This window comes from Marinobacter fuscus, from assembly GCF_003007675.1.
GTDB classification, from domain to species: domain Bacteria; phylum Pseudomonadota; class Gammaproteobacteria; order Pseudomonadales; family Oleiphilaceae; genus Marinobacter; species Marinobacter fuscus.
The window spans coordinates 44617-56854 of sequence record NZ_PXNP01000023.1 but is presented as its reverse complement, the minus strand read 5'-3'; the positions used below and the strand labels follow the sequence as shown (position 1 = coordinate 56854).

General features: G+C 58.6%; 14 protein-coding genes. 8 read left to right on the top strand and 6 right to left on the bottom strand.

All coding sequences use genetic code 11. The features are described from left to right. Window positions 1–6: 6 nt before the first annotated feature. Together C7H09_RS06160 and C7H09_RS06155 are read right to left on the bottom strand one after the other, a co-directional pair. Window positions 7–417 (bottom strand): peptidoglycan-binding domain-containing protein, encoded by a 411-nt coding sequence (locus C7H09_RS06160; RefSeq protein WP_240616514.1) that lies wholly within the window; start codon window positions 415–417, stop codon window positions 7–9. Window positions 418–511: 94 nt separating this feature from the next. Next, on the bottom strand, window positions 512–1603 hold the full coding sequence (locus tag C7H09_RS06155; RefSeq protein WP_106761729.1) for an AI-2E family transporter: 1092 nt from the start codon (window positions 1601–1603) through the stop codon (window positions 512–514). 137 nt (window positions 1604–1740) lie between these two features. Between C7H09_RS06155 and C7H09_RS06150 the strand changes: the two genes are divergently transcribed. The 4 genes from C7H09_RS06150 to C7H09_RS06135 all read left to right on the top strand — a co-directional run bounded on the left by C7H09_RS06150 (window position 1741) and on the right by C7H09_RS06135 (window position 5095). Beyond that, the gene (locus C7H09_RS06150; protein ID WP_106761728.1) at window positions 1741–2091 is read left to right on the top strand and encodes a hypothetical protein; all 351 of its coding nucleotides are present in this window, start codon (window positions 1741–1743) and stop codon (window positions 2089–2091) included. An 85-nt stretch (window positions 2092–2176) separates the two neighbouring features. Next, window positions 2177–2425 carry a hypothetical protein gene (locus C7H09_RS06145; protein ID WP_106761727.1) on the top strand — a complete coding sequence of 83 codons (249 nt, stop codon included), beginning with the start codon at window positions 2177–2179 and terminating at the stop codon, window positions 2423–2425. A gap of 122 nt (window positions 2426–2547) precedes the next feature. Next, a complete protein-coding gene (locus C7H09_RS06140; RefSeq protein WP_106761726.1) occupies window positions 2548–3447 on the top strand; it encodes a haloalkane dehalogenase in 900 nt (299 codons plus the stop codon). A 124-nt stretch (window positions 3448–3571) separates the two neighbouring features. After that, window positions 3572–5095, top strand: a complete 1524-nt coding sequence (locus C7H09_RS06135) for a DEAD/DEAH box helicase (RefSeq protein ID WP_106761725.1) — start codon at window positions 3572–3574, stop codon at window positions 5093–5095. A gap of 26 nt (window positions 5096–5121) precedes the next feature. Here C7H09_RS06135 and C7H09_RS06130 read toward each other — a convergent pair whose 3' ends face one another. The 4 genes from C7H09_RS06130 to C7H09_RS06115 are packed head-to-tail and all read right to left on the bottom strand — an operon-like array spanning window position 5122 to window position 8078. Beyond that, on the bottom strand, window positions 5122–5637 hold the full coding sequence (locus tag C7H09_RS06130; protein WP_106761724.1) for a dihydrofolate reductase: 516 nt from the start codon (window positions 5635–5637) through the stop codon (window positions 5122–5124). Between the two features lie 14 nt (window positions 5638–5651). Next, window positions 5652–6491 carry a thymidylate synthase gene (locus C7H09_RS06125; RefSeq protein WP_106761723.1) on the bottom strand — a complete coding sequence of 280 codons (840 nt, stop codon included), beginning with the start codon at window positions 6489–6491 and terminating at the stop codon, window positions 5652–5654. Next, on the bottom strand, window positions 6491–7276 hold the full coding sequence (gene lgt, locus C7H09_RS06120) for a prolipoprotein diacylglyceryl transferase (protein ID WP_106761722.1): 786 nt from the start codon (window positions 7274–7276) through the stop codon (window positions 6491–6493). The genes C7H09_RS06125 and lgt overlap by 1 nt, the downstream gene beginning before the upstream one ends. Window positions 7277–7286: 10 nt before the next feature. Continuing rightward, a complete protein-coding gene (locus tag C7H09_RS06115) occupies window positions 7287–8078 on the bottom strand; it encodes a sulfite exporter TauE/SafE family protein (RefSeq protein WP_106761721.1) in 792 nt (263 codons plus the stop codon). 94 nt (window positions 8079–8172) lie between these two features. On the opposite strand from C7H09_RS06115, the gene C7H09_RS06110 reads away from it, so the two are divergent. The 4 genes from C7H09_RS06110 to dxs all read left to right on the top strand — a co-directional run bounded on the left by C7H09_RS06110 (window position 8173) and on the right by dxs (window position 12201). Next, entirely contained in the window at window positions 8173–8946 is a 774-nt protein-coding gene (locus C7H09_RS06110) for an NRDE family protein (protein ID WP_106761720.1), read from the top strand. Between the two features lie 58 nt (window positions 8947–9004). After that, a complete protein-coding gene (locus C7H09_RS06105; RefSeq protein ID WP_106761719.1) occupies window positions 9005–9262 on the top strand; it encodes an exodeoxyribonuclease VII small subunit in 258 nt (85 codons plus the stop codon). Then, complete coding sequence (gene ispA / locus C7H09_RS06100) at window positions 9262–10158, top strand: (2E,6E)-farnesyl diphosphate synthase (RefSeq protein ID WP_106761718.1); 897 nt, start codon at window positions 9262–9264, stop codon at window positions 10156–10158. The genes C7H09_RS06105 and ispA overlap by 1 nt, the downstream gene beginning before the upstream one ends. A gap of 111 nt (window positions 10159–10269) precedes the next feature. Continuing rightward, on the top strand, window positions 10270–12201 hold the full coding sequence (gene dxs, locus C7H09_RS06095; RefSeq protein ID WP_106761717.1) for a 1-deoxy-D-xylulose-5-phosphate synthase: 1932 nt from the start codon (window positions 10270–10272) through the stop codon (window positions 12199–12201). Window positions 12202–12238 lie beyond the last annotated feature (37 nt).

Below are 12238 nucleotides of genomic sequence, written 5' to 3'. Positions count from 1 at the left end.
ATTAACTTACCAGAGCGACCAGCCGCCATCCTCATCTTCCTCGATGGCTTCCTCGGCGGCGGCAGCTTCTGCCGGCTCCACTGCTGAAGCAGGGGCCGCTGGCACCGTTGCCGTCTGGCCCGCATTAGCCGCTGCCTGCTGCACCGTGATCATACCCAGCGCCTTCTCGGTTTCCTCATTAAGGATACCGGTTGCCTGCAGCCCGTTATCCTGCTGAAACTGGCTCAGCTCCGCGCGGGTGGCTTCATCCATGGACGGACTGACATTGGTGATTTCATAGCCTGCACCGTACAACGCGTGTTTGAGCGCAACCACATCATTGTTTGCCTGCGCCGCCCCCGGTAGCGCGAGGATCGCAAGTGTTGCGGTAGAGAGCACCGTTCCGGACCAGCGGGTGACCGCCTGTAGGGTTTTCACCTGACCTTCTCCTGGACATCTCTGTGACATCTGCTGTTGTGTTTTTGTGTTCTGGTGCCGATTCAAAGCTCGACCCGTAAAAACTTAACACAATTCAATCTTCCCGCACGGGATCTGCGTCCGGTTTTTGAGGCACCGGTGAATACTCCTGCCCAAACTCCCGGATAAAAATGCCCCAGAATGCCATAAACAAGGCGGCCACCAGCGGCCCCATCACAAAACCGTTGATTCCGAACATCACAATGCCCCCCAAGGTAGACAGCAGCACCAGGTAGTCGGGCATTTTGGTATCTCGCCCCACCAGCACAGGGCGCAACAGATTATCGGCCAGCCCGATCACAATCACGCCGTAGGCGGTCAGGACAATAGCCGGTACCAGGTCTCCGGCTGCCGCCAGGTAGATGGCTGCGGGCACCCAGACAATCGCCGCGCCAACTGCGGGCAGCAATGAAACCACCGCCATCACCACGCCCCACAGCAAGGCTCCGGCGATCCCGAGAATCCAGAAAATCAGCCCGCCAAGGGCACCCTGAATAATCGCGATCAACAGATTACCCTTAACGGTGGCGCGGGTAACTTCGGCAAATTTGGCGAAGAGAAGGCGCTCCCGCTCATCTCCCAGGGGCAAGGCACGAATCATCAATTCAATCAATTTCTGGCCATCCCGAATGAGGAAAAACGCCAGATACACCATCAGTGCAAGCCCGAGAAAAAACTGAAACGTGTTCTGGCCGATGCCCAGTGCCTGCTTGGCCAGAAACTGGCTGCCGCCCAGGAAAGCGCTGACCGCCCGATCCCTGAGCCCGTCAAAATCAATATCAAACTGGCCAAGAAACGCCTGTATTGCAGGGAACGACTGGTTCACCTGGTCAATGTACTCCCCCGGGCGAATCTCGCCGGCCTGGATTTTCTGGTAGATCGCCATCCCCTCGGCAATCAGGGCCGCCCCCAGAACCAGCACCGGGATGACCACGATCACCATGCACGCAAACAGAGTAATCAGCGCATTCAGGGTTGGCCGATCCCCCAGCCTGCGCACGAGCAACAATTGCACCGGATGAAAAATAAGGGCAATAGCCACGGCCCAGAAGATCGGCCCAAAAAAAGGCTTCATCAACAGAACAAAGGCGAGCGACACCCCCAGCAGCATCGCAAGGAAAGTCCGTGTTTCAAGTTTTGCGTACATAGTGAGCAAGTCCTTTAAATATCAGCCCGGGAAACACCGGGATCGGTCAGCAAACGCAGACTACCACGATGCCATAGCCTATGCCGTGACGTTCAGGCTATAGTGATTGGTTGTTGACCGGCGAATGACGACAGACTATGTGGTTTGAAGCAGACAACTTTACCGAAGAAACGGCACTGGAAGCAGCCATCGAGCTGCAAAAAGTGCTGGCTGCGCGAACCCACAGGCGCAAGGTACTGGGCCAGGAAGTGATGGTTCCAGGCCAGCTCGGGGACGCCCTGCAGCTACCGAAAACCATTCATCAACTGCAGGGCAAGCAGCAGCGCCAGAGAGAGCGTGGCCTGGATAACTTCCGGGAGCTCTGGCCGACATTATCACCTCGAACCCAGCAACGGGTGCTGGACAGCCTTGGCTGGTACAACCCGAAAGAACTCGAGTGGGACGACAAACGCTCGAATCGCCGACCCATGTTGGATTCTGACACGTAAATCCGTCGGTATGCGGAGTGTGATACCGGGCTGACCTTGAATTGCCACATTTCGCCCTTATTGTGAGATGGTCAGGAGGACAACCATGAAAGACAATAAATACTATACCGCTATCCTGGTAGAAGGCAGTGCGGTGCCCACGCTTATGTGCGGCCATTGCCATTCCATTCTCTCCCGTTCCCGGATCTTCAGGAATGAAGGAGAAGAGCATCAGGATACAGATTGCAAAACCATTGGTCTGTGTTCAGCCGACGACTGCGGCGCAGCAAATTGCTGCGACCAGGCCCTGTCACAGATCGACGACCCCGAATTGTTGTTTGATATCGCATCCTGATTCAAACCAACAACGGTCTGTTACCTAACTCAAACACACAGAATCGCCATCTGATTTATCCTGTCCTGAGACGATTATCGTCACGATAGTCACGCTACCACTCAGTCAGGACAGTCGATGGCATGCGTATTCTGAGAACCGACGAGGCCCGCTTTGCAGGCCTCCCGGATTATCCCTTCTCTGCCTGTTACCACCAGATCTCTCCCGATCTGCGGATGCATTACGTTGACGAGGGCAACCCGGCGGCGGCGCCCGTGATCATGTTGCACGGAGAGCCGTCCTGGTCCTACATCTATCGTCACATGATTCCGGTGATCGCGGCTGCCGGGCACCGCGTACTGGCGCCCGATCTGATTGGCTTTGGCAAATCCGACAAACCTGCGCGGGTGGAAGACTACAGTGACGAAAATCATATGGCATGGCTGAGCAACTGGCTGGAAGCCCTGTCGATAGAGAATGCGACCCTGGTTTGCCAGAACTGGGGCTCCTTGCTAGGCCTTCGCCTGGCCGCATCGCACCAGCGCCGCTTCAGCCGGATTATCGTCGCCAACGGCATGCTGCCAACCGGGGATCACCGCCCCCCCGCAATTTTCCGGGTGTGGAAAGCGTTTGCCAGCCATAGCCCCTGGTTCCCGGTCAGCCGCCTGATTCAGCTGGGCACCGAACGCACCCTGAGTAACACCGAGTTGGCAGCCTATGAGGCGCCCTTTCCTGATGCACGGTACAAAGCGGGCGCGAGAGCCTTTCCCGCCCTGATTCCAACATCTCCCCAAGACCCGGTCAGCTCGGCTAACCGTGAAGCCTGGCGCACTCTGGAAAAATGGCGTAAGCCGTTCATTACCTGCTTCAGTAATGGCGATCCGATTACCCGGGGTGGTGACCGGCACATGCAAAGACGCATCCCCGGCGCTTTTGGCCAACCGCACATTACCCTCAATGGCGGACACTTCCTTCAGGAGGACTGTCCCCGGGAGTTCGCGCGGGTCATACTCGACGCCCTGAAGGCCGAACTGGCCGCCTGAAACGGCAACTACCTACCCGGCGGCCAGCAATAGTCGTGTAAAAAATCTCCCGAAACGACTATACTGGGCAACAATCATGCATTGCCCCCGGCGATGCCGTACCCTCCGAACACCGAGTACATTCATGTCAGAATTGTCTTTTGCCGACCTGGGGCTGGACCCAGCTGTTTTAGAAGCTGTCTCCGCCGTTGGCTATGAAACTCCGTCGCCGATCCAGGCGCAGTCTATTCCGGCCCTGCTGTCCGGCAATCATTTACTGGGTGTTGCCCAGACCGGAACAGGCAAAACCGCCGCCTTCGCCCTGCCGTTGCTGAGCCGCATCGACGCCAGCGTTGCCGAGCCCCAGATTCTGGTGCTGGCGCCTACCCGGGAGCTGGCCATCCAGGTGGCGGAGGCCTTTACCACCTACGCCAGCAAGTTCAGCCGTTTTCACGTTCTGCCGATCTACGGCGGCCAGGATTTCTCACCGCAAATCCGCGGACTGAAGCGTGGCGCCCAGGTGATCGTGGGTACACCCGGCCGTTTGCTGGATCACCTGCGCAAAGGCACGCTCAAGCTCAATGGCCTTAAGGCTCTGGTGCTGGACGAAGCCGATGAAATGCTGCGCATGGGCTTTATCGATGACGTAGAGGCCATTCTGGCGAAGACCCCGGACAACTGTCAGCGCGCCCTGTTCTCGGCCACCATGCCGCCGCAAATCAAGAAGGTTGCGCAGACTTACCTGAAAAACGCCACCGAAGTTAAAATCGAGAGCGAAACCCGCACAGTGGAGCGCATCGCCCAGTTTGTGCTGCCGGTTTATGCCGAGCGCAAGCTGGATGCCCTGACTCGCATACTCGAGGTGGAGCCATTTGACGCCTCCATTATCTTCGTGCGCACCAAGGCAGAAACCACTTTGCTGGCGGAAAAACTGTCGGCCCGCGGCCACGCAGTAGCGCCTCTGAACGGCGATCTGAACCAGCGCCAGCGCGAGCAGACGGTGGAAGATCTCAAGCGCGGCAGCAAAGACATTATCATCGCCACCGATGTTGCGGCCCGCGGCCTCGACGTGCCCCGGATCACCCACGTCATCAACTACGACGTACCCTATGACACCGAGGCCTATATCCACCGGGTTGGCCGAACCGGTCGCGCAGGCCGCACCGGCAAGGCGATTCTGCTGGTAACACCCCGTGAGCGCAGCTGGCTGCGCACCCTGGAACGTGCCACCAATTCGCCAATGGAGCCCTACCAGCTGCCATCACCTGCCGCCCTGCAACAAATGCGGGTCGAGCAGTTTGAATCGCAACTTCTGGGCTTCACCGACGACCCTCGCGCCGCCAAGGCAATCGCATTGCTGGATGACATTGCCGAGCGCAACCAGATGGATATGGCCGCCGTAGCAGGTGCGCTGGCGTGCTGGATGGAAGCGTCCCAGCCGGATTCGCTGCCGCTGGAGCAGCCGGAGGCTTTGCCTGAAGTGTCTACCGCGCCCCGTCGTGACCGTAAGGGTCCGCCGGGTAAAGGCGGCTTTCGTAAAGGTGGCCCGGGCAAGAAGTTCAGCAAGGACGGCAAGCCCGGCTTCCGTAAGGGCGGCCCCAGAAGTGGTAAGCCTGCTGGCAAGGGCGGCAAGCCTGCCAGCAAAGGCCCCAAGCGCGCCCCGCGCTGAGGCCTTTAATCAGCCAGCCGGTTGGTTCAGTCTGACTGGCTGCGCTGGTAGACGACGAAGCTGTAGTCGTAAGGATTATTGTCAGACGCGGAGAAGTCTTCGCGTCCGATTTCTTCCCACTCATCCCAGTTCACTTCCGGAAACCAGGCATCGCCATCAACATCGGCGTGCACCCGGGTAATGTACATCCGGTCTACGGTCGGCAGGGTTTCCGCGTAAATCTGGCCACCGCCAATAATCATCACTTCATCACCACCGTCCAGCTCGGCCTGGGCTTCGGCTTTGATCAACGCTTCTTTCAGCGATGCGGCTGAAACCGTGCCCGCCGGCGCTTGCCATTCCGGGTTCCGTGAGATAACGACATTCATGCGCCCGGGCAGTGGGCGACCAATGGAGTCCCAGGTCTTTCTCCCCATGATGATGGGCTTGCCCATGGTGGCCTGCTTGAAATACTTGAGGTCACCCGGCAGGTACCAGGGCAACTTGTTGTTTCGGCCGATGACCCGGTTGCGGGCCATGGCGACAATAAGGGCCTTACGCATAGTCAGTTCCTCGGTCAGATGGCAATAGGCGCTTTAATCACCGGATACGGCTCGTAGCCCTCAAACTCGAAATCCTCTAATTCATAGTCAAAGATGGAATCAGGCTTCCGCTTGATCACCAGCTTCGGTAACGCCCGGGGCTCACGCTTGAGTTGCTCGAACACAATGTCGTCAGTCAGGTGGTTCTGATACAGGTGGCAGTCCCCGAAGGTATGCACAAACTCACCAACCTCAAGGCCGCATTGCTGGGCAATCATGTGGGTCAGCAGGGCATAGGAAGCAATATTGAAGGGTACGCCAAGGAACAGGTCGGCACTGCGCTGATAGAGCTGGCAGGAGAGTTTGCCGTCGGCCACATAGAACTGGAACAGGCAGTGACAGGGCGCCAGCGCCATGCGCCCGGCCTTCACGTTGTCTTGCGGGCCCACGGATTCATCGGGCAGTTCAGCCGGATTCCAGGCAGAGACAATCAGACGGCGGGAGTTGGGTTTGGTGCGAATCTGCTCGATCACCTCGCTGATCTGGTCGATCACCCGGCCATCATGGCACTGCCAGCTACGCCATTGCTTGCCGTAAATCGGGCCCAGATCACCATTTTCCAGCGCCCACTCGTTCCAGATACTGACTTTGCGTTCCGCCAGCCAGGTGTTGTCTGTGGAGCCTTTAAGGAACCACAGGAGTTCGTAGATGATGCTGCGCAGGTGGACTTTTTTGGTGGTAACCAGCGGGAACCCGTCCTGAAGATTGAAACGCATCTGGCGACCAAACACAGAGCGGGTACCCACGCCGGTGCGGTCACCTTTGTTGAATCCGTTGTCGACAACATCCTGCATCAGGTCGAGGTAGGCTTTCATCAGGCGTTTCTCCGGTAAGCAAGGAACATCAGTGCCGCACCCGCGGCAATCATGGGTGTGGACAGCACCTGCCCCATGGTCAGCCAATCAAAGGCCAGGTAGCCCAACTGCGGGTCTGGCTGACGGAAGAACTCCACGATAAACCGGAAGACTCCGTAGCAGATCAGGAACAGCCCGGACACCGCCATCTTCGGCCGAGGCCGGGAAGAGAACCACCACAGAACCACAAACAGCGCGACACCCTCCAGCGCAAACTGGTACAGCTGAGAGGGGTGCCGGGCCAGAGCGTCGGGGGCCTGCGGGAAGACCATACCCCAGGAAACGTCGGTGGGCTTACCCCAGAGTTCACCATTGATAAAGTTTCCAATACGCCCCGCCCCCAGGCCAACGGGCACCAGTGGCGCGACAAAGTCGGCGATTTTCCAGAAGCCGGCACCGGTTTTGCGGCCATACCAGCCCATAGCCACCATGACCCCTAGCAGGCCGCCATGGAACGACATACCCCCTTCCCAAACCCGGAACAGCCAGAGCGGGTCGGCGATAAAGGCATCGAAGTTATAGAACACCACATAACCGAAACGCCCGCCCAGGATGACGCCCAGTGCCATGTAGAACAGCAGATCACCAACTTGCTCTTCCGTTACTGGCGACCAGGGCTTTCGGGAACGCAGACGGCCGAGCCACCAGCCCGCAGCAAAGCCAACGAGATAGGTCAGCCCGTACCAGTGGATTTTCAGGGGGCCCAACGAGATGGCCACCGGGTCAAACTGTGGGTGTTGCAGCATGCTTGTTCTCTCAGCTTAAAAGAAACCGTAGTCCAACGATAACCAGCACAACGGCAAAGATACGCTTGAGTAACCGGCCATCCAAACGGTGAGCCAGACGGGCACCCAGGCGGGCAAAAAAGACACTGGTGGCCACAATGCCTACAAGGGCAGGCAGATAGATAAAGCCGACACTCAGATCCGGCAGCTCCGGATGCTGCCACCCTGTCCAGACGTTACCGACGGCTCCGGCAATGGCTATCGGAAAACCACAGGCAGCGGATGTGGCAACTGTCTGCTGCATACGCACGTTGCACCAGCTCAGGTAAGGCACCGTGAGAGTACCTCCGCCAATGCCGAAAATGGCTGACGCCCAACCTACCAGCCCACCGGCAACCCCCAGCCCTGCGTGGCCCGGTACACCGCGGCCGGGTTTGGGGTTCACTTCAAAAATCATTTTCAGGGCGACCAGGATGACAAATATACCAATAATGGTTTCGAGAACCGGGCCACTCAACGAGGCCGCCGTCCAGGCACCGAGCACGGCTCCGATGACAATGCCTGCGGTCATTGGCCGGAAAATATCCCAGCGCACGGCGCCATGCTGATGGTGGGTGCGGATCGAACTGATGGACGTAAATACGATGGTGGCCAGCGACGTACCTACAGCAAGGTGTGCTGCGATCTCCGGGCTGATGCCCTGAAGGCCAAAGCTGAAAATAAGCACCGGTACGATAACCAGGCCGCCGCCGATTCCGAATAGCCCTGCCATGGTGCCGGCCAGTGCTCCCAGTAACAAATACAGTATGATGATGGCTAACATGCGCTCGGCTCCAGACCACAGCAGTTAAAACGAGGCTGGTATGATACGCATGAATGCTTTCGCCTGCAGCCTTCAGACAGGATTTCACAGGATCATGTGCCTTATTGCTTTCGCTATCGGACAGAATCGACATTTTCCGCTGGTTGTGGCGGCCAACCGGGATGAGTTTTTCCGGCGCCCTACCGCGCTGATGGACTGGTGGCAAACCGGCGACGGGCAACGCGTTCTGGCCGGAAAAGATCTTCAGTCCGGGGGCACCTGGCTGGCTATCCGGGAAGATGGCCGGGTTGCCGCCGTGACCAACGTCCGGGAAGGCAGCCGTGAATCAGGCCACCAGACCCGGGGCGAACTGCCAATCGCGGCACTTGCCGAAACACGACAAACCCTGCAACCCCGGCTTGACTCCAACAGGAATCGTTACGCTGGCTTCAACCTGGTCAGCCTGGATACTGCCGAAAGCTGGTACTACAGCAATCGCGATGCGCATCCGGGTCGAAATCTGTTTCGCGGCAGTTACGGCCTGAGCAATCACTTGCTGCAAACCCCGTGGCCTAAAATGCTCAGGCTTCGCTCCGCCTTCACCCGCTGCGTGGAAAGCGCGGGTAACCAGTCACTGCATCTGCACAATCAGCTTCTGCCACTGCTGAAGGACTCGACGCCTGCACCGGATTCCACCCTGCCGGATACCGGCGTGGGGCTGGATACCGAGCGTTTTCTATCCTCTCCGTTTATCGTCGGTGAACACTACGGCACTCGGGCAACCACGCTTGTTTCGGTCGCCGCCGACGGCGAGGTAAGGGTGACAGAGCAAAGCTGGAGTGTCGGGGGCCAGGCACTGGAAAAACGTGAATTCCGCTGGCAGCGGTAGCCCCGCGGTTCTGGTATAATCCGCGCTCTTTACGCAACAGTCTAGCGGAGGTCGCCCCATGGCCGACGGGAACAACAGCAGCAATTCGATTGCCGACTTTGAAAAATCTCTGGATGAGCTGGAAAACCTGGTGCGCGATATGGAGCAGGGCGAACTGTCCCTGGAACAATCGCTGACAGCCTTCGAGCGTGGCGTCAAACTGACCAGGGAGTGCCAGTCAGCGCTGAAAACCGCCGAACAGCGGGTACAGCAACTCATCCAGAACAGCGACGGCTCTCTGGAATCACGGCCTTTCACTGCAGACGACAGCCATTAATGAACGATCGCATTCCCCAGGCACAGGCATACCTCGAACATTGCCGGCAACTCATTGATCAAACACTGGATCAACACATTACCCGGAACAGCCCCTCGGTACGCCTTCGGGAAGCCATGAGCTACAGCGTTTTGGGTGGCGGCAAGCGCATACGCCCGGCACTCTGCCTGGCCGCTGCCAGAGCAATGGGCACACCGGAGCCCGCTGCACTGGTGCCTGCCTGCGCCCTGGAGCTGATTCACGCCTACTCGCTGGTGCACGACGACCTGCCCGCCATGGATGACGACGATCTGCGTCGTGGCCGGCCGACTGTCCATATCGCATTCGATGAGGCCAGCGCCATCCTTGCCGGTGACGCGCTCCAGACTCTTGCCTTCGACCTGCTGAGCAATGCGCCGGATCTTTCCGACCGCCAGCGCGTGGCCATGATTTCCGAACTTGCCCGCGCCAGTGGCCAGCAGGGCATGGTTGGCGGCCAGGCCATTGATCTGGAATCGGTGGGCAAAATGCTCAACCTCGAGCAGCTGGAGACTATGCACCGCCACAAAACCGGAGCCCTGATTGAAGCCAGCGTGAAACTGGGCGCGCTGGCCTGCGAATCAGTCACCGCGCACCAGCTTGCCAGGCTGGCAGACTATGCAAGCGCTCTTGGGCTGGCTTTTCAGGTACAGGACGACCTGCTGGACATCGAAGGGGACACCGCCGTTATCGGCAAACGCCAGGGGTCGGATATGGCAAAAGAGAAACCCACCTATCCGGCTTTGCTTGGGGTAGACGGTGCAAGACAACACCTGGCCAGGCTGCGTGGCAATGCTCTAGAAGCCCTGCAGGCGTTCGGGCCAGAAGCCGACCCGTTAAGAGCCATCGCCGACTATGTGGTGGCGCGCCGCCACTGAGCGACGATGACGAACGTTTTGTAACAACTGGCCCGGGATGTATGAAACCGACCCGCCTCATCCCCTATAATGCCAGCGACTGATTCCATATTCTGACAAAGACCCGAGCTGATGCAGGACACATATATTTTCAGGGAAATCCCTTCGCAGCGCCCCAACACACCGCTGCTGGACCGGATCGACGTACCCGCCCAGCTTCGAGAGTTGCCGGCAGAAGACCTGCCCCGCCTGGCCAGAGAGCTTCGCGCTTTCCTGCTCTGGTCGGTCGGTCAGACCGGTGGCCACTTTGGTGCCGGGCTCGGTGTCCTGGAATTGACCGTGGCGCTGCACTTCGTATTCAACACGCCGGAAGACCGCCTGGTATGGGACGTTGGGCACCAGGCCTACCCCCACAAGATTCTGACCGGTCGCAAAGAGCAAATGGGCAGCATTCGGCGCAAGGGTGGCCTGGCCGGGTTCCCGAAACGGGCCGAAAGTGAATACGACACCTTTGGCGTTGGCCACTCCAGTACCTCCATCAGCGCCGCCCTGGGTATGGCCATCGCGGCCCGTATGCAAAATACCGGGCGCAAGAGCATTGCGGTGATTGGTGACGGCGCCATGACTGCCGGCATGGCGTTTGAAGCCCTGAATCATGCAGGCCATTTGCATGCGGATATGCTGGTGGTTCTGAACGACAACGACATGTCGATTTCCCACAATGTCGGCGGGCTGTCAAACTACTTCGCCAAGTTGCTGTCGAGCCGTACCTACAACCAGGTCCGAGACAGCAGCAAAAAAGTGCTCAAAGGTGCGCCGCAGCTGATGGCGCTGGCCAAGAAAACCGAAGAACACTTCAAAGGCATGATCGCCCCCAGCACTTTGTTTGAGGAACTGGGGTTCAACTATATCGGCCCAATTGACGGACACGACCTTCCCCTGTTGGTGGAAACCCTGGAAAACATCCGTGAGCTGGACGGCCCGCAATTTCTGCACGTGGTCACCACCAAAGGCAAAGGGTTTGCGCCCGCCGAAGCAGACCCGGTTGGCTACCACGCCATCAACAAGATCGAACCGGTACCCGCCAAAGAGCCAGCCCCGGTTGTGCAGGCCCCGTCACGGCCGAAATACGCCAACGTGTTCGGGCAATGGCTTTGCGATGCGGCCGAGCGCGACAATCGGGTGGCCGGTATTACCCCCGCCATGTGTGAAGGCTCGGATTTGCTGGCGTTTTCCGAGCGTTTTCCCGATCGCTATTTCGACGTCGCCATTGCCGAGCAACACGCAGTCACTCTGGCGGCAGGTCTGGCTTGTGATGGGGCCAAGCCGGTGGTTGCAATCTACTCAACCTTTTTGCAGCGGGCTTACGACCAACTGGTACACGATGTTGCCATCCAGAATCTGGACGTACTGTTTGCCATTGATCGCGCGGGGCTGGTTGGTGAAGACGGCCCTACCCATGCGGGCGCTTTCGATATCAGCTATCTGCGCTGTATTCCGAACATGATCCTGATGACCCCCTCGGACGAAAACGAAACCCGCCTGCTGCTGCATACCGGACTGGAGTTCAAGGGCCCCGCGGCGGTGCGCTACCCACGGGGCACGGGTCCCGGCGCGAAGATCCAGCAATCCCTCAGCACGCTGCCGATCGGTAAAGGCCGGCGGGTAAAGGACGGCAAGGGTATTGCCATTCTGAACTTTGGCACTCTGTTAGCGCCCGCTCTGGAAGCCGCCGAGGCGCTGGGGGCCACCGTTGCAGACATGCGTTTCGTTAAACCACTGGATGAGGCGCTGGTTCTGGAACTTGCAGAATCCCACGATCTGCTGGTAACCCTTGAGGAGAACGTTATTGCCGGTGGGGCGGGCAGCGCAGTAACAGAGTTTCTGCACGGCAGACAGCTGCTCATTCCGGTACTACAGTTAGGCTTGCCGGATGATTTTGTCGAGCACGGGGGGCACAGTGAACTTTTGGCCGATTGCGGGCTGGATGCTGCAGGTATCCGGGCCAGCATTGAAGCCAGGCTGCATCGCTCAGCGCAAAACAGTACGGCCTTGTCGAAATAAGCAGTCGTTGACCAGGGGTCTCGAAGGCGGCAGGCAG